Origin of the sequence: Halomonas aquatica, assembly GCF_040196335.1 — a bacterium.
Lineage (GTDB): Bacteria > Pseudomonadota > Gammaproteobacteria > Pseudomonadales > Halomonadaceae > Halomonas > Halomonas aquatica.
The window spans coordinates 497,513-513,830 of sequence record NZ_JBEGCJ010000003.1 but is presented as its reverse complement, the minus strand read 5'-3'; the positions used below and the strand labels follow the sequence as shown (position 1 = coordinate 513,830).

Annotated in this window: 14 protein-coding genes; 3 read left to right on the top strand and 11 right to left on the bottom strand. The window is 67.0% G+C overall.

Translation table 11 applies throughout. The annotated features are described in order from the left end of the window. Window position 1: 1 nt before the first annotated feature. From ABE960_RS08740 to ABE960_RS08710, 7 genes are all read right to left on the bottom strand, one after another. Window positions 2–718: an ABC transporter ATP-binding protein gene (locus ABE960_RS08740; protein WP_349761860.1), complete on the bottom strand. Its 717-nt coding sequence runs from the start codon at window positions 716–718 to the stop codon at window positions 2–4. Between the two features lie 119 nt (window positions 719–837). Continuing rightward, complete coding sequence (locus ABE960_RS08735) at window positions 838–1,341, bottom strand: hypothetical protein (protein ID WP_349761859.1); 504 nt, start codon at window positions 1,339–1,341, stop codon at window positions 838–840. A 7-nt stretch (window positions 1,342–1,348) separates the two neighbouring features. Continuing rightward, window positions 1,349–1,849 carry a hypothetical protein gene (locus tag ABE960_RS08730; protein ID WP_349761858.1) on the bottom strand — a complete coding sequence of 167 codons (501 nt, stop codon included), beginning with the start codon at window positions 1,847–1,849 and terminating at the stop codon, window positions 1,349–1,351. Window positions 1,850–1,941: 92 nt separating this feature from the next. After that, window positions 1,942–3,249, bottom strand: coding sequence for a DEAD/DEAH box helicase (locus tag ABE960_RS08725; RefSeq protein ID WP_349761857.1), 1,308 nt, complete (start codon window positions 3,247–3,249; stop codon window positions 1,942–1,944). Between the two features lie 140 nt (window positions 3,250–3,389). Next, window positions 3,390–3,983, bottom strand: coding sequence for a PqiC family protein (locus tag ABE960_RS08720; protein ID WP_349761856.1), 594 nt, complete (start codon window positions 3,981–3,983; stop codon window positions 3,390–3,392). Next, window positions 3,980–5,659: an intermembrane transport protein PqiB gene (pqiB, locus tag ABE960_RS08715; RefSeq protein ID WP_349761855.1), complete on the bottom strand. Its 1,680-nt coding sequence runs from the start codon at window positions 5,657–5,659 to the stop codon at window positions 3,980–3,982. The genes ABE960_RS08720 and pqiB overlap by 4 nt, the downstream gene beginning before the upstream one ends. Beyond that, the gene (locus ABE960_RS08710; protein WP_349761854.1) at window positions 5,656–7,005 is read right to left on the bottom strand and encodes a PqiA/YebS family transporter subunit; all 1,350 of its coding nucleotides are present in this window, start codon (window positions 7,003–7,005) and stop codon (window positions 5,656–5,658) included. The genes pqiB and ABE960_RS08710 overlap by 4 nt, the downstream gene beginning before the upstream one ends. A 110-nt stretch (window positions 7,006–7,115) precedes the next feature. Here ABE960_RS08710 and ABE960_RS08705 point away from each other — a divergent pair, with 110 nt between their 5' ends. The 3 genes from ABE960_RS08705 (at window position 7,116) to ABE960_RS08695 (ending at window position 9,805) form a co-directional block, all read left to right on the top strand. Then, entirely contained in the window at window positions 7,116–8,096 is a 981-nt protein-coding gene (locus tag ABE960_RS08705) for a calcium/sodium antiporter (RefSeq protein ID WP_349761853.1), read from the top strand. Window positions 8,097–8,310: 214 nt separating this feature from the next. Beyond that, entirely contained in the window at window positions 8,311–9,306 is a 996-nt protein-coding gene (locus tag ABE960_RS08700) for an adenosine deaminase (RefSeq protein WP_349761852.1), read from the top strand. A gap of 370 nt (window positions 9,307–9,676) precedes the next feature. Beyond that, the gene (locus tag ABE960_RS08695) at window positions 9,677–9,805 is read left to right on the top strand and encodes a nucleotidyl cyclase domain-containing protein (RefSeq protein ID WP_349761851.1); all 129 of its coding nucleotides are present in this window, start codon (window positions 9,677–9,679) and stop codon (window positions 9,803–9,805) included. Between the two features lie 10 nt (window positions 9,806–9,815). On the opposite strand, the gene guaD is transcribed toward ABE960_RS08695, so the two are convergent. From guaD to xdhA, 4 genes are all read right to left on the bottom strand, one after another. Next, entirely contained in the window at window positions 9,816–11,126 is a 1,311-nt protein-coding gene (guaD, locus tag ABE960_RS08690; RefSeq protein ID WP_349761850.1) for a guanine deaminase, read from the bottom strand. 129 nt (window positions 11,127–11,255) lie between these two features. Further along, entirely contained in the window at window positions 11,256–12,182 is a 927-nt protein-coding gene (xdhC, locus tag ABE960_RS08685) for a xanthine dehydrogenase accessory protein XdhC (RefSeq protein WP_349761849.1), read from the bottom strand. Then, window positions 12,182–14,650, bottom strand: coding sequence for a xanthine dehydrogenase molybdopterin binding subunit (xdhB, locus tag ABE960_RS08680; protein WP_349761848.1), 2,469 nt, complete (start codon window positions 14,648–14,650; stop codon window positions 12,182–12,184). The genes xdhC and xdhB overlap by 1 nt, the downstream gene beginning before the upstream one ends. After that, complete coding sequence (gene xdhA, locus ABE960_RS08675; protein ID WP_349761847.1) at window positions 14,634–16,142, bottom strand: xanthine dehydrogenase small subunit; 1,509 nt, start codon at window positions 16,140–16,142, stop codon at window positions 14,634–14,636. The genes xdhB and xdhA overlap by 17 nt, the downstream gene beginning before the upstream one ends. Window positions 16,143–16,318 lie beyond the last annotated feature (176 nt).

The window sequence follows — 16,318 nt, the reverse complement described above, 5'->3', positions numbered from 1 at the left end:
CTCACCACTGAAGCTCACGGGCTCGACGGCGATGGGCGGGCACCGTGACCCCGTCCACGCAGCCGTCGCGCAGGTGCACGACCCGGTCTGCCATGTCGCCGATCACCGCGTTGTGAGTGATGATCGCCATGGTGGTGTCGGTGTCGCGGTTGAGGGCCTCGATCACCTCCAGGACCCGAATGCCGGTGCGAAAGTCCAGCGCACCGGTTGGCTCATCGCAGAGCAGCAGGGAAGGGCGCTTGGCGATGGCCCGAGCGATGGCCACGCGTTGCTGCTCGCCGCCGGAGAGCTGGGAGGGGAAGTGGTCGAGCCTGTCCTGAAGCCCGACCATCGACAGGGCCGACTCAGGAGACAGTGGATCGCGGCTGATATCGGTGACGATCGCCACGTTCTCGCGGGCGGTAAGGCTCGAGATCAGGTTGTAGAACTGGAACACGAAGCCCACGTGCTGGCGCCGGTAGGCGGTCAACTGGCGCTGGGAGGCATGGGTCAGGTCGTGGTCCCTGTAGCACACCGTGCCGGACGTGGCCCGGTCCAGTCCGCCGAGGATATTGAGCAGGGTCGACTTGCCGGACCCCGACGCGCCGAGCATCACGATGAGTTCCCCGCGATGCAGGGCGAGGTCGACGCCGCGCAGTGCCTGGATGTCCACCTCCCCCATGCGGTAGGTACGGGTGAGGGCGCGGGTCTCGAGGACGATGTCCACCGTCTGGTCCATGAACGGCCTGCCGACAGGAGGGAAACTTGCCTAAGCCTAGCAGGGCCAGCGGCCTTCTCCCTTGTGCAGGATCAAGGGATGTTCGGCCGTGGACGTGAACACAGGAAGAAGAAGTGGCGTCAGTTGCGCTTTTTCCGGGGATCGTTGATCGGTGGAGGCGCCTCCAGCTCGTTCTCGGGGCGGAAGATGACCGTGCCGGGGGGAGTGGGCGTGTCCTGGTCGATACGCTCACGGATGGGCGAGACATCCTCGGCGCTGACCAGGCCCAGGCCGCCGACGTTGCTCACCTTTTGCGCGACCAGACGGCCATCGAAGCTCCAGCATCGCTGGGGCACCTGGGAGACGCGCCAGAGGCGGCCACGCCAATGGGCATGGCCATCGTCGGTCAACGTCAGTTCGTCAAGCGGCACCAGGGTGGCGAACAGTCGGGCATTGAGCACCAGGCCACTGCCGGCCAGGTGAACGGCGCCCTGAAACTGATCCTGCGCCAGCGAGGCGAGCACGGCCTTGCGCTTGCCCCCGCCCTCGAGCGAGGCCTGGCCACACAGGTGGAGCAGGTCATCATCGACCTGCTTGATGACCCAGACGTCGACGGGTTGCTTGCCGAACAGTTTCTTCAGCATTCTGACCTCACGCCATGTGTCTGCGCAGGTCACCCCGCACCGTATCGAGCAGGGTGATGAATCGAGTATCACGGTTCCCTTCGGTTCTGTCGACCCGAACCACGCTGCTCATGCCGCGGTCGACCTGCAACTGGTCGAATATCTCCAGGGTGACCTTCTCGGCCGGTCGGTTGCCGGGTTCGATGCGACCCGCCTCGAGGGTGAAGGTGGTCAGCAAGGTGGCTCGCACCCGGGTGGAGCCCCCTTCGGCCAGCACTCGGCGCACGAACAGCCAGCCTTCGCAGGCCAGGGCCGTGTCGTCGTGGTCGCGCAGGAAGAGGGTGCGATAGCTGGCACCTTCGCTGGCTCCCTTCTCGGCCATGCTGCGGTAGGCCTCGGTCATGCGGGTGGCCGAGACCTTCGACTCCTCGAGCCGCTGGCGGCCGCCGCGGTGTTCACGGTCGAGTTGCGCCTGCTGCTGGAAGGTCAGCCAGCGGCGATAGTCGCTGACGAGGTTCTTTTCATCCATGGACGTGTCCTGCCTTGGATGGTGGACGGATAGCGACAAGGGGACCTGGCGGACTACATTTGCTCATTACGGTGAAGTCCGCCAGGCAAGCTTCAGGCCTGGCGCGACCCGGCGCCACCGCCGCGCCGACGCCGCGGGGCGCGGTTCTCGTCGGTGCCGCGGCGCTGGCCGGAGGCCTGCCCCTGACGACGCTGACCCTGGCCGTTGCGACCACCACCCCCCGAACGCTTGCCGCGGCCGTTCTCAATGGGTTCGGGCCGTGCGTTGGGGTCGGGTTCGAAACCGGGCTCGATGTGCTTCTCGAGGTCGCGCTTGATCAGCCGCTCGATGCCCTTGAGCAGGCCGTGTTCATCGACACAGACCAGCGATACGGCCTTGCCTTCGCTGCCGGCCCGGCCGGTGCGGCCGATACGGTGCACATAGTCCTCGGCCACGTTGGGCAGCTCGAAGTTGACCACATGGGGTAACTCCTCGATGTCCAGGCCGCGGGCGGCGATGTCGGTGGCTACCAGTACCTGAAGGTCACCGGTCTTGAAGGCGGCCAGTGCCTTGGTGCGAGCCGTTTGGCTCTTGTTGCCGTGAATCGCCATGGCCGGGATGTCCTGCTTGGACAGCTGTTCGGCCAGGCGGTTGGCGCCGTGCTTGGTGCGGGTGAACACCAGCACCTGCTGCCAGTCATGCCGGGTAATCAGGTGGGCGAGCAGTTCGCGCTTCTTCTCGCGGTCGACACGGTAGATCGCCTGGTCGACGAGCTCGGCGGTGGTGTTGCGACGTGCCACCTCGATCATCGCCGGGTCGTCGAGCAGCTTGCCGGCCAGCGCCTGGATCTCGTTGGAGAAGGTGGCCGAGAACAGCAGGTTCTGGCGTTTCTCAGGTAGTGCACGCAGGATCTTCTTGATGTCGTGGATGAAGCCCATGTCGAGCATGCGGTCGGCTTCGTCCAGTACCAGTATCTCGACCTTCGAGAGGTCCACGTGCTTCTGCTGGTGCAGGTCGAGCAGGCGACCGGGAGTGGCCACCAGCACGTCCAGCCCGGCCCGGATGGCATCCACCTGAGGCTGCTGGCCGACCCCGCCGAAGATCACGTGTGACTTAAGCGTCAGGTGACGACCATAGTCGGCCACGCTTTCGCCCACCTGGGCGGCGAGTTCGCGGGTCGGGGTCAGCACCAGGGCGCGGACCTGGCGCTTGGCCGGACGAGGGCCCTCGGCCAGGCGCTGCAGCATCGGCAGGGTGAAGCCGGCGGTCTTGCCGGTCCCGGTCTGGGCACTGGCCAGCAGATCGCCGCCCTTTAGAACGGCGGGAATCGCCTTGAGCTGGATCGGGGTCGGGGTGGTGTAGCCCTGTGCCTCGACGGCACGGAGCAGTTCGGCACGCAGGCCGAGGTTGGAAAAGGTCATGCGGTCTCCGCGGAGACGCCTCGGTCGCGCCATGTCGCGTTGCGACACGGTCAGTCCCTGGCCAAGGCGTGTAAAAGGAATCTGGCGCGGCAGGAGGGACCATCGATCGCCGCGGCGCTCATTATGCCACAGCGCCCGGCTCAACGCAGCCGTTTGATTTCCTCGGCGATCTCCTCGGCCACCATGTCCCAGCCGCGGCCCAGTGCGCGCACCATCGCAGGATAGCCGTCTCGTGTCAGAGGGACCTCGACCGCAAAGGGCGACAGGACCAGGAGCTCACCCTGGGCATCGCGTAGCTGCCACTGGCCCGCCACGACGGCCTGGCCGTCGTGACGTCCATGGAAGCGGTCTACTTCCAGCTGCAGGGTGGTGGCGTCATCCCTGCGTCCGCCCGCGTCTTCGCTCGTTACGCGGGTGTCCGGCAGGCGAGCGGCCAGGCGCTCGCGCAGGCTGCGCTCCAGCTGAAGCCCGAGGGGCTCGGCCCACTGGTGCTGGCTGGCTTCGTTGAGGGTGATGTCGTCGAGCTGCAGGACCAGGCCATCGACTTCCAGGAACCGGGCCAGCCGGAGTTGGTTGACGACCAGTCGCTGGGTGGCTTCTGCCCCGGCGATGCGTGCGGAGGCCGCCATGGCGTCGCCGGGCAGCGTGTAACGGGTGGCCGTCGGGCCGACGGCGGCACAGCCGGTCAGCCACAGTATCGCCAGGGTGGCGGCCAGTCCTTTGGTCGCTTTCATGGTGGGCTTCCTTGCGGGCTTGCGGTCGGCGCCCTGGGCTGAGGATCCTCGGCGTCCAGGCGGTCGAAGATCAGGGCACTGGGGTTGTCGCGCAGGGTGCGTGCGGTGGGCTGGAGGTCACGCAGCAGGTGCTCTAGCTGTTGCAGGGTCGAGGTGAAGTCGCGGTAGGCGCGGGAATCCGGCGACAGCCCCTCCAGGGTCGAGCGCAGCTCCTTCAGGCTCGTGTTGAGGGTGCCGGGAAGTTCGCGCATGCCGGGGTCCTCGACCAGCGAACGAACGCTGGTGGTGAGCTCATGCACTTCGCCGAGCATGGCCTGCGACGCAGTCAGGTTGCGATCGAGCCCAGCCAGCAGCGGTTCGAGCTCCAATCCATTGAGCTTGTCGAGCAGGGCCGTCACCTGGGCCTCGATCTGGGCGAAGCCGCTCGAGGTGGTGGGAAAGACGGTGCGCTCGGCAAAGGTCTCCGCGACGTACTCGCCTGCCTGGTCGGGCTGGAAGTTGAGGTCGACGAACAGCGCTCCAGTGATAAGGCTGCCGCTCTTCAGCGCGGCCTTCAGGCCCATATCGAAGAGCCCCTCAAAGCGCGTTCGCCACTCCTCGATTTCCAGGTCCTCGGGGGCGATGCCCAGGCGCTGGGGTTCGATTCGGATCAAGATCGGGATGGCGAAGTTGTTACGGGAGTCCGGTTGGGGGGCGGTGAAGTTCCAGGGTACCGCCGCCACGGTGCCGACGCGAACGCCACGGAACTCCACCGGGGCACCTCGGGAAAGGCCGCGCACGGTGTCGTCTACCAGCAGCACGTATTCCAGATAGCGACTGAAGGTGCCCTGACGGGCGCTTTCCTCGTCCGGGTAAAGGTTGAAGGTGCTGTCCGCCTGCACGGGCTTGCCGCGTGGCAGGTCATCGGGCGCGCCAAAGGTGACCCCCCCGCCAAGCAGGGTCTCCAGGGAGTCGATGTTGATCAGGAAGCCCTCGGAGTTCAGGCGCATGTCGAAGCCGCTGGCCGCCCAGAAGCGAGTGCTGTCGGTGACCAGGTCATGGTAGGGGCTCTCGATGAAGATGCGGTGGTGCATGCGTCGGGTGGCGCCATCGAAACTGGCCTCCTCGACTCGGCCGACGATGAGGCCCAGGTAGGTGACTGGGTCTCCGACGCTTGGCGAGTTGCCCAACTGGCTGACCAGATTGATGCGTAGCCCCTCGGCCCCGGCCGGGGAGACCGGGGGCTGGTCGCTGATCTCGAACTCCCTTGAATCGATCCCGCTCTGTCCCGGCTCAAGCTGGATGTAGGCACCGGAAAGAACCGTTCCCAGGCCGCTGATGCCCTCGCGGCCGATACGCGGCCTGACCACCCAGAATCGACTGTCCTCGACCAGCATGTCGTCGGTATCGGGGCTCATGCGAGCGGTGATCACTGCCCGGGAGATATCTTCCGACAGGCTGACCCGCTCGACCCTTCCCACCTCGACATTGCGAGTCTTGATCAGGGTGCTGCCCGCCTCGATGCCTTCCGCACTGTCCGTGACCAGGGTGATCTCCGGTCCTCGGCTGCGGTAGTTGTCGAAGACCAGCCAGGCGCCGATCAGGATCGCCACGATGGGTACGATCCATATCGGCGATAGCCGGGCCTGTGACGTGGTTCGGGCGCGGTGTGTGTCCCGTTCGGTCGCGTCGGTCATGGCGGACTTCCTTGTGTGAGGCCGGCCTCACGTGGCAGCGGTGTATCCCACATCAGCCTGGGGTCGAAGGTCATGGCGGCGAGCATCGTGCTGACCACCATGGCCCCGAAGGCCAAGGCGGCGGGCCCCGGCGCGATCGACATCAGGTTGCCGGCCCGAATCAGTGCCACCAGGATGGCCACCACGAAGATATCGACCATCGACCACCGGCCGATAAATTCAGTCAAACGGAATAGCCGGGTGCGCGACAGCGCAAAGTGCTTGTTGGCACGGGGCGCCACCAGGCACAGCCAGGCCAGGGCCAGTAGCTTGCCCACCGGCACGATGACGCTGGCGACAAAGATCACCATCGCCACCGGCCAGGAGCCCATCTCGATCAGTTCGACGATGCCGCCGATGATGGTGGACGGGCTGCTGCTTCCCAGGCTGGTGGTGGTCATGATCGGGTAGAGGTTGGCCGGCAGGTACATCACGGCGGCAGCCGCCAGCAGCGCCCAGGTGCGCTGAAGGCTGTTGGGCAGACGTGCATGCAGGCTCTCGTTGCAACGCCGGCAGCGGCCATGACCATCGGCATCCAGGCGGTTGACCAGGCCGCAGGTGGCGCATCCGGCCAGTCCCTGTGGTGCAGCGGACTCGCCGGTCTGCGAGCCTTCAGGGGCCAGGGGCTCGCCGGCCAGGGAGAACCACATCCAGTCGGCGTCCAGTGACTGGGTGGTGAGCAGCAGCAGCAGGGCGAAGATGCAGAAGGCCCAGAAGGAGATGCCCAGCCCGACCTCGGCCATGCCGGCGATCTTGATCAGGCTCACCAGGGCCCCGATGATGAAGACGTCGGCCATCATCCAGGGGTGCAGATGCGAGAGTGACCTTGCAATGCCGCGGCTGGCCGGCAGCGGGGCGCCGCGCAGCAGCCCGGCCTGCAGCCATATCACGCTCACCAGGTAGACGGCAGGCAGCACTCCGATGGTCAGGATCACGGCGATGGCCACCAGGGGCTGCTGGAAGCCGATCAGGGTGGTGGCGGTCTGTGTGAGGTCGATGCGGTTGCCGAATCCCCCGATGCTGAAGCTGATGAAGGGGAAGGAGACGGCCAGCGCCAGGGAGACCAGCGCCGCCAGCGCCAGCGCCAAGCTGCGCTGTGCCGGGCGGTGGTGGCGGCTGGCAAGGGTATGGCCGCAACGTGGGCACTCGGCCTTCTCGCCGGCGTGCAAGGGGGGCAGCGCCACTACCCAGTCGCATTCATGGCAGGCCCGCAGCCGTCGCCGCGAGGTGCGAGTCTCCGGCGGCGAGCGATCCACCAATGGTTCGCCCCGAAGCAGGGTAGGGGCGCGTAGGGCAGGCCTGGGCACCGCGATGTCATCTCCTTGATGTCGGGACTGGGCCGAAAGGCAGTGTGGCACGTTGACGCAAGGCACACCATATACAAACATGCGGGCCTGAATGTTCCCGAGGAGACGATATGATAGTGCCTGCGATGGCAGTGGTGGCAGGCCTGGTCCTGCTGGTGTGGAGCGCCGAACGCTTCGTCGACGGGGCGGCTGCGACCTCTGCCCGACTGGGGCTTTCGCCACTGCTGATCGGCATGCTGGTGATCGGCTTCGGTACGTCGGCCCCCGAACTGGTGGTTTCCGTTCTGGCGTCCAGCCAGGGCAATCCCGGCCTGGCATTGGGCAATGCCTACGGCTCCAATATCGCCAACATCGGCCTGATCCTCGGCCTGGTGGCGCTCATCTCGCCGCTGGCCGTGCATTCGAGCGTGGTGCGTCGTGAGCTGCCGGTGCTGGGGGGCGTGACCCTGCTATCCGCCCTGCTGCTCTGGGGAGGCGTGATCGAACGGCTGGAGGCGGTCCTGTTGCTTGTGCTGCTGGCCGCGTTCATCGGTTATAGCGTCTTCCTGGGGCTTCGCAATGGCACTGACGCTCTGGGGCCCGAGGCCGAGGAGAGCCTGCGTGTCCATCCCATGTCGCTGAAGGCCGGGCTCGTCTGGACGGGGGTTGGCCTGTTGTTGCTGGTCATCAGCTCGCGCATCCTGGTCTGGGGAGCGGTGGCCATCGCCCAGGGATTCGGCGTCAGTGACCTGGTGATCGGCCTGACGGTAGTGGCCGTGGGCACCTCGCTGCCGGAGCTGGCCTCGTCGATCAGTGCCCTGCGCCGCCACGAGCACGACCTGGTGCTCGGCAATGTCGTGGGCTCGAATCTCTTCAATACCCTGGGGGTGGTGGGCCTGGCCGGGGTGATCGCGCCCATCGAGGCTGGTCGCGAGGTGCTGCTGCGCGACTGGAGCCTGATGGCCGCCATGACGGTGATGCTGTCGGTCTTCGCCATGGGCTGGCGTGGCCGTGAGGGTCGCATCAACCGCACCGAGGGTGCCGTGCTGCTGGCGATGTTCATCGGCTACACCGCCTACATGGTCAGCATGGTGGTCCGGGCGGCAGGCTGAGCCGCCGCGACCTGAACCGCTGCGACAATGCGACACGTGACGCCCGCCCGGAGTCGACTGACGGCGGGTATCCTCCGGTCGTAATATTCTCAACGGTTTTTCCTGGTCCATCCGCCGGGTATTGATCGCTGCCTGACCCTTCGCGATGGACGGCTTTGCACGACTGACCAGGTTGTTTCAGGATGAGACCAACGACTCCCCGACGAGGTGTGCCATGCGTGACTTTCTCAGACGCCTGCCCAAGGCCGAACTTCACCTGCACATCGAGGGCACGCTGGAGCCCGAGCTGATGTTCTCTCTGGCCGAGCGCAACGGGATCAGTTTGCCCTTCGCCTCGGTGGAGGAGGTCCGCGAGGCCTTTGACTTCAACGACCTGCAGTCCTTCCTCGACCTCTACTACCAGGGCATGAGCGTGTTGTGCACCGCGAAGGACTTCCATGATCTGGCCATGGACTATTTCCGCCGGGCCAACGCCGAGGGGGTCGTGCATGTGGAGATGCACTTCGATCCCCAGGCCCATCTGGCCCGTGGTGTCGAGCTGCCGGTCGTGATGGAAGGGCTCTCCCTGGCACGCCGCCGGGCGCAGCGCGAGCTTGGCATGTCCACGGCGCTGATCATGGCCTTCCTGCGCGACCGCCCGGCCGAGGAGGCCATGGAGGTGATGGAGAGCGCGGCTCCCTACTGGGAGATGCTCGATGCCGTGGGCCTGGACAGCGCCGAGCAGGGCAACCCGCCTGCGAAGTTCGTCGAGGTGTTCGAGCGGGCACGCGAGCTCGGGATTCCTCGGGTCGCCCACGCAGGGGAGGAGGGCCCCCCCGCATACATCCGCGAGGCGCTGGACCTGCTGGACGTCTGTCGCATCGACCATGGCGTGCGCTGCCTGGAGGACCCGGCCCTGGTGGCCCGCCTGCGCGACGAGGGCGTGGTGCTCACCGTTTGCCCGCTCTCCAACGTGCGCCTGCGAGTGATCGAGCGCATGGCCGACCACCCGCTGCCGCAGCTGCTCGACGCCGGCCTACGCCTGACCCTCAACTCCGACGATCCGGCCTACTTCGGTGGTGGCATGCTGGCCAATTTCGAGGCCTGCGCCGAAGCCTTCGGCTGGTCGAGGGAGGTCTTCGTCCAACTGGCCGGTACGGCCATCGAATCTGCCTTCATGAGCGACGATCGCCGTCTCGCACTGCATCGTCAACTGGCCCAGGCGGTCTGAGGGCCCCTGGTTCGTCCTGCTGTCATCTGCCGGCGGTAGCGACGTGCCGAGGCCTGTTCCCTGGCCGAGGCCCTGATGATGCCCCTGCGGGCATCAGGCCTTAAGTTCCTGCAAAAGAGCTATATCAGCGTTCACGAAGCGGATGATCAGGGGGAATCGTGCTTGAGTCTCAAGCCCCGTTTCCTGCTGCTGGCTGTCTGGAGCGCCTTCCAGCGCACGGTGCTGGGCATCATCGAGCAGCGGGGCGAGCGCGTCGCGGCCATCCAGGTCCAGTACGACACTGCTCTCGCCTTGCGACGAATCGACCCTTGCCCTGGTCGCCTAACGGCTGCGGTGCGGGGTGGCGGCGATCGAGGTTCAAGGGGTTCCGGTGACCGTCAGTGCAGTAGCCTGCCTGGCCGTTGCCGGGGAAAGCCTCGATGACATCCTCAAGCGGGCCAATGTGGCGCTCTACGAGGCCAAGGCCGAAGGCCGCAACCTGGCCCGGATCTCCGTCTGACCTCCCGACTTCACGCCCGGCGGTGTACTCTGCGTCCCGCCGCCCAGGTCTCGGCCACCGTTCGGTCGTCGCCGAGCATCATCATCGCGAAGAGGGTCTCGGCCAGGCTCCGACTGCGCGCCGTGCGCCTCGCCATCAGCGGGGTGGCGGCCGGGTCGAGCACAACGAGATCCGCCTCCATGCCCGTAGCGAGCCGGCCGATCCGTTCGTCCAGCGACAGCGCCCTGGCATTGCCCAGGGTCAGCCCGTAGAAGCCCTGCCATGCGGTGAGCGGCTGGCCGCGCAGCTGGCCGACCTGGTAGGCGGCCTTGAGCGTGGCCAGTCCCGAGAGGTCGGTGCCGCCGCCGACATCGCTGGCATAGCTGATGGCGAGTCCGGCCTCGCGGGCGGCGAGGCGGTCGAACAGGCCGCTGCCCAGGAAAAGGTTGGAGCTGGGGCAGAAGGCCAGGTTGGCCCTCCGCGCCGCCAGGCGTCCCCGCATCTCCTGGTCGAGGTGGATGCCGTGGGCGAAGGTGCTGCGAGGCCCCACCAGCCCCGACTGTTCGTAGACCTCGAGGTAGTCGCGGCTCCCCGGGAATAGCTCGGCCACCCAGTCGAGCTCGTCGGTGGTCTCGGCGAGATGTGTCTGCAGCCAGAGGCTCGGGTCGTTGCGCACCAGCCCCCCGGTCGCATCGAGCTGTGCCCGGGTAGAGGTGGGGGCGAAGCGGGGCGTCAGGCTATAGCCGAGCCGGCCCTTGCCGTGCCAGTCGCCGATCAGTCGCTCGGTATCGCGGATGCCGCCGTGGGTGTCGTCACAGAGCGCGTCGGGCGCATGGCGGTCCATCAGTACCTTGCCGGCGAGCATGCGCAGGTCGCGTTGGCCGCAGGCCGTGAAGAAGGCGTCCACCGAGACCGGGTGGCTGGAGCAGAACACCTGAGCGGTCGTGGTGCCGACCCGCAGCATCTCGTCTAGGAAGGCATTCGACAGGGCCCGGGCATGCTCATGGACGGCGAAGCGACACTCCTGTGGGAAGGTGTAATCGTTGAGCCAGTCCAGCAGCCGACGTCCGTATGACGCCATGATCTCCAGCTGAACATAGTGCACATGGCTGTCGATGAAGCCCGGAGTGATCACTTTTCCCCGATGATCGATCACCTCGATGCCCTCGGGCAGCTTCGGGAACAGGCGCTCGAAGCGGTCCAGGGCACGGATGCGACCGTCCTCGATCCATAGTGCGCCATCCGTGATATGGCGCACGCTGCCTGCGGCGGGGGTGTCATCCTCGCCGGGATCGGCATCGAAGCTCAGCAGGTCGGCGCGCAGTACGCGCGAATCGTTCATGGTCGTCTCGTCAAGGCTTGTCAGGTCTTTTGTATGAGTATCCCGGCAGCGCTGCCTTCAGCGCGATTGGCTCCGGGGCTATCGCTTTAGAGCTATCGCTTTAGAGCTATCGCTTTGCAAGCTTGGCTCCTAGGTGGCATTGGCGGTGATGATACGTCTCAGCTCGGCCGGGTCGAGCCCTCGCCGATCGCCTCTCGCGGGCGACACCACCAGCGGCAGCAGCTCGGCGATGGCGGCGATGGCGATGGCATAGGGTGTCTTGTCGCCGCCCCTGGTCGCTTCCCCCCCGTTCGTTTCACTTCTGTTCGTTTCACCCCCTGGGCCGAGCGTCATGCCGATGGGGCAGCGCACCGCGTCGAGGGCCTCCTCGGCATGGCCGGCATCGTGCAGCCGCCGGCGGAAGCCGGCCCACTTGCTGCGCGAACCGATCAGCCCGAGGGACGCCGTGTCGCCGCGGGTGAGCAGGGCATCCACCAGGGCCAGGTCCTCACCGTGGTCATGGGTCAGCACCAGAGCATGGGCCCCGGGCGGCAGTGCCGCCACGGCCGCGGCCGGGTCCGCCGAGGGGTGGCACTCGAGGCGCGGTTGCCCGGCCGCCCAGTCGTGGAAGATGCCCGTCCGGCTGTCGTGCCACAGTACCCGCCAGGGCAGCGGGGCGGCCATGCGCACCAGGGCCTGGCCCACGTGTCCCGCACCGAAGACGGCCAGCGTCATGGCACTGCCCGGGAAGATCTCGAGCAGCACATTGACGAAGCCGCCGCAGCACTGGCCGCTGCGTCCGCCCAGGGAAAAGGCCTCCAGGCTCATGCCGGCCTTGGCGGTTCCATCAGTTCCTGCCAGGCGCTGTCGTGCGGCCTTGATCGTCTGCCACTCGAAGGTGCCGCCGCCCAGGGTATCGAACACCTCATCCGCCGTGATCACCATGCGTGCGCCGGGCTCCCGGGGCGTGGAACCGGCGCTGGTGACCTGGGTCGCCAGCGCATGGGGCACGCCGTCGCGCTGCAGGCGATGCAGGGCGGCGTGCCAGCGCTCGGTCCCGAGATCGTGGCTGTCCATCAGGCGTCTCCTGCGTTCGACACCCTGGCGCGCAGCGCCTTGGCGGCCATCAGCACGCGCTCGGGGGTGGCCGGGGTGTCGAGGCGCGGAGCCTCGCGATAGTCGACCAGGCTCGAGAGGGCGTCGCGCAAGGCTGACCACACCGAGATGCCTAGCATGAAGGGCGGCTCGCCCACCGCCTTCGAGCGGTAGATGCTGGCCATGGAATTGGGATGGCCCTCGAGCAGCGCCACATTGAACACCGCCGGCAGGTCGCCATAGGTGGGGATCTTGTAGGTGGCCGGGCCATCGGAGGTCAGCCGACCTGCGTCGTCCCACCGGAGTTCCTCGCTGGTGAGCCAGCCCATGCCCTGGATGAAGCCGCCTTCCACCTGGCCGATGTCGATGGCGGGGTTCAGGGAGTCACCCACGTCATGCAGGATGTCCACGCGGTCCACCTGGTACTCCCCCGTGAGGGTGTCGACGCTGACCTCGGATACGGCCGCGCCATGGGCGAAATAGTAGAAGGGTCTGCCCTGCCCGGTCACGCGGTCGTAGTGGATCAGCGGGGTGGCGTAGAAGCCCTTCTCGGACAGCGAGATCCGATCGAGATAGGCGGCCTGGACCAGCTCACCCCAGGGGATGCGACGCTCGCTCTCGCCCTCTTTGGACACCAGTTCGCCGTCGGCGAGGTTCATGCCTTCGTGATCCAGGTGGTAGGCCTCGGCGGCGAAGTCGAACAGACGCGCCTTGAGTCTCAGGCAGGCGTCGCGGGCGGCCATGCCGTTCAGGTCGGCGCCGCTGGAGGCGGCGGTGGGCGAGGTGTTGGGCACCTTGTCGGTGCGCGTGGCGGTGATGCGCACCGTCTCGATGTCCAGCGACAGTTCCCGGGCCACCACCTGGCAGATCTTGGTGTGCAGGCCCTGACCCATCTCGGTGCCACCGTGGTTGATCATCACGCTGCCGTCGGTATAGACGTGCAGCAGGGCGCCGGCCTGGTTGAGGTGTCGGGCGGTGAAGGAGATGCCGAACTTCACCGGAGTCAGCGCAAGGCCCCGCCTGATGATCGGGCTCGTCGCATTGAACTCGGTGATCGCCCGGCGTCTCGTCCAATAGTCGCTGTCGGCCTCGAGCCGTTCGACAACATGGTGCAGCAGGGCGACCTGCTCCACGGTCTGGCCATAGTGTGTGATGTCCCGACGGGTCGTGTCTCGGACCTCGCGGTAGAGGTTGCGCTTGCGGATCGTCAGCGGATCCTCGCCGAGGCGCCGAGCGATGTCGTCCATGGCCGGCTCGATCACCATCATGCCCTGAGGACCGCCGAAACCGCGAAAGGCGGTGTTGGAGGCGGTGTTTGTGCGCGCCCGCTTCCCGGTCACCCGCACCTCGCCCAGCGAGTAGGCATTGTCGGCGTGGAACATGGCGCGGTCGACGATGGCGTCGGACAGGTCCGGGGAGTAGCCGCAGTCCCCGATCAGCGTGAGGTCGCCGCCCTGGATCACCCCCTGGGCGTCCACGCCCAGACGGTATCGGTTGTGGAAGGGGTGTCGCTTGCCGGTGGCTCGCATGTCATCCCCGCGCGGCAGACGCAGGCGGGCAGCGCGACCGGTGCGTCGGGCGATCAATGCGGCGATGCAGGCCCAGGGCGATGCCTGGGTCTCCTTGCCGCCGAATCCGCCGCCCATGCGGCGCACTTCCACCATCACCGCGTTGAAGGGAACGCCGAGGACCTCGGCGACCAGTTTCTGGGTCTCGCTGGGGTGCTGGTTGGAGGTATGAACGACCACGCCCTCGTCCTCGGTGGGCATGACCAGGCAGGCCTGGCCCTCGAGGTAGAAGTGCTCCTGGCCGCCGACGAACTGCTCGCCCTCGATGACATGTGCGGCACCCCTCAGGGCCTGTTGCCAGTCGCCGCTCTGCTGAACGTGGGTCGGTCGAACGAAGACCTCACTCTCGGCCGCGGCCACCGGGTCGAGGCAAGCCGGCTGCTCCTCGATCCGGGCGATCTCCCGAATGACCGAGGGGCGGGTGGCCTTACGCGCCGCCTGCTGGCTCTCGGCGGCCACGGCGAACATCACCTGGCCGGCGTAGCTGATCTCGTCCTCGACGAAGATCGGATCGCCGGGGAAGACCGGGCCGATGTCGGTTTGGCCCGGAACATCGGCGAAGCCCACCACGTCCACCACGCCGGGCAGGGCGCGGACCCTGTCCAGGTCAAGGCTGGTCAGGCGGCCGCAGGCGACCGGCGAGAGTCCCAGCGCCACATGCAGGGCATCGGCGGGTGCGGGGATATCGTCGATATAGGCGGCGCCCCCCGTGACATGCTTGACCGCGCTTTCATGGGCCTGTGCCTGACCCGCGATGCCACGGGGCGAGGGCGTCACGACCTCACGGGCCAGGGGACCATCCCCCTGGATTCGGCCCTGCTGCTGCCCTCTGGCTATGGCCTGAGCCCTTGAGGTGGAAGAGACGTCAGTGAGCGAACGCATGGAGCATCACCTGCGGGTCGAGGTCGTGCATTGACGGGTCCTTTGTCGCCCTTGGTTGGTCTGTGCGACACGCTACCAGGCGCAGGCGTTCCAGCAGGTTGGCGGCCCCGAGCCGGCGATACTGGTCGCTGCCGCGCACGTCACTCATGGGCTGGAAGTCCCGGGACAGTGCCCGTCGCGCGGCCTGGAAGGCGGCAGTCGTCGGGGCCTGTCCCTCCAGGGCGGCCTCGGCGGCCCTGGCCCGAGTGGGTGTCGCCGCCATGCCGCCGAAGGCGAGGCGCACGTCCCGCAGCATGCCACCTTCGACCCGCCAGGCGAAGGCGCCGAGTAACGCGGAGATGTCATCCTCCCGGCGTTTCGAGAGCTTCCAGACCTTGAGGTGCCGGCCTGTCTCGGCACGCGGCAGGAAGATTGCACGGATCACCTCGCCTTCGCCAAGGGCGGTTTGCTTGTAGTCGAGGAAGAAGTCGTCAAGGGGCAATTCGCGATCGCCCTCGGGGCCGCAGAGCCAAAGCCGAGACGCCAGGGCCAGCAGTACCGGCGGGGTGTCGCCGATGGGCGAGGCATTGGCGATGTTGCCGCCCAGGGTGCCCCGGTTGCGTACCTGAGCCGAGCCCAGGCGATGCAGCAGGTGGGCAAAGGCCTCGTGGTGCTCCTCGAGGAGTGGCTCGAGTCGTGAGTAGGTCACGGCGGCCCCGACCCACCAGCCCGCGCGGCCGTCTGCCAGGATCGTCTCCTCGATGGCAGTGAGCTCGGCGACGCGAGTGACGTCGACCAGCCGCGAGAAGTGCTCCAGGCGTTGCGTTACCTCCAGCCAGAGGTCGGTGGCGCCGGCGACGATCGGCACATCGGGATGGCGGCGGCGCAGCTCGATCAACTCGTCGAGGGTCCGGGGCTGGGCGAAGGGGGCCTCCTCAGCGGGTCTCGCGGCGAGCCCCGTCCTGCTAATGACAGGGGTAGCGGCATCCAGCCACGCCGGGCGTTGCTCGGTGTACTCGCCCATGGAGAGGGCGGCGTCACGGATGGGCCGGTAGCCGGTGCAGCGGCAGAGGTTGCCTCCCAGTGCCGCTTCCAGTCGCCGCGGCGAGAAGGGCGCCGGGCGTTCGTCGCCGGCCCCTCGCTGTGCTTCATGCAGGGTGAACAGCGACATCACGACCCCCGGGGTACAGAAGCCGCACTGGCTGGCGTGGCACTCGACCATCGCCGCCTGGGCGGGGTGAAGCGATTCGCCCCGGGCGAGGCCCTCCACGGTGACGAGCTGTCGCCCCTGGAGCTGATGGGCGGGCATGATGCAAGCATTGGCGCTGTGGTAATGCACGCGGCCGTCGGACCGAGTCTCCCCGATGGCGACGGTGCAGGCGCCGCAGTCACCTGAGGCGCAGCCCTCCTTGGTGCCTGTCTGGCCCAGCGTCACGCGCAGGAGCTCGAGCACGCTGGTGTCGGGCGAGACGTCGCAGTGGCGGGGCTGCCCGTTGAGCAGGAAATCGATCATCGCCTTGTCTCTGTCTGTCGGTGGACGTGTCGCTGGAGATGCGTGGGCGACTCGCCGGCATCAGGCGATCCGATGTATTGACCATTCGGTCAGGATATTGAAAGATTGGTTCAGATTTCTGTGCATTGCAAGCCCGTTTGCACCCGTTACGGGGGTGGGGCACTATCCTTGGCTTT

What these genes read in the sequence shown, in the direction of transcription:
- pqiB (WP_349761855.1), bottom strand. Translation starts at nt 5,659, where the DNA reads ATGACCGACGCGACCGAACGGGACACACACCGCGCCCGAACCACGTCA.
- guaD (WP_349761850.1), bottom strand. Translation starts at nt 11,126, where the DNA reads ATGAACGATTCGCGCGTACTGCGCGCCGACCTGCTGAGCTTCGATGCC.
- xdhA (WP_349761847.1), bottom strand. Translation starts at nt 16,142, where the DNA reads ATGATCGATTTCCTGCTCAACGGGCAGCCCCGCCACTGCGACGTCTCG.
- ABE960_RS08735 (WP_349761859.1), bottom strand. Translation starts at nt 1,341, where the DNA reads ATGCTGAAGAAACTGTTCGGCAAGCAACCCGTCGACGTCTGGGTCATC.
- ABE960_RS08705 (WP_349761853.1), top strand. Translation starts at nt 7,116, where the DNA reads ATGATAGTGCCTGCGATGGCAGTGGTGGCAGGCCTGGTCCTGCTGGTG.
- xdhB (WP_349761848.1), bottom strand. Translation starts at nt 14,650, where the DNA reads ATGCGTTCGCTCACTGACGTCTCTTCCACCTCAAGGGCTCAGGCCATA.
- xdhC (WP_349761849.1), bottom strand. Translation starts at nt 12,182, where the DNA reads ATGGACAGCCACGATCTCGGGACCGAGCGCTGGCACGCCGCCCTGCAT.
- ABE960_RS08720 (WP_349761856.1), bottom strand. Translation starts at nt 3,983, where the DNA reads ATGAAAGCGACCAAAGGACTGGCCGCCACCCTGGCGATACTGTGGCTG.
- ABE960_RS08730 (WP_349761858.1), bottom strand. Translation starts at nt 1,849, where the DNA reads ATGGATGAAAAGAACCTCGTCAGCGACTATCGCCGCTGGCTGACCTTC.
- ABE960_RS08700 (WP_349761852.1), top strand. Translation starts at nt 8,311, where the DNA reads ATGCGTGACTTTCTCAGACGCCTGCCCAAGGCCGAACTTCACCTGCAC.
- ABE960_RS08740 (WP_349761860.1), bottom strand. Translation starts at nt 718, where the DNA reads ATGGACCAGACGGTGGACATCGTCCTCGAGACCCGCGCCCTCACCCGT.
- ABE960_RS08725 (WP_349761857.1), bottom strand. Translation starts at nt 3,249, where the DNA reads ATGACCTTTTCCAACCTCGGCCTGCGTGCCGAACTGCTCCGTGCCGTC.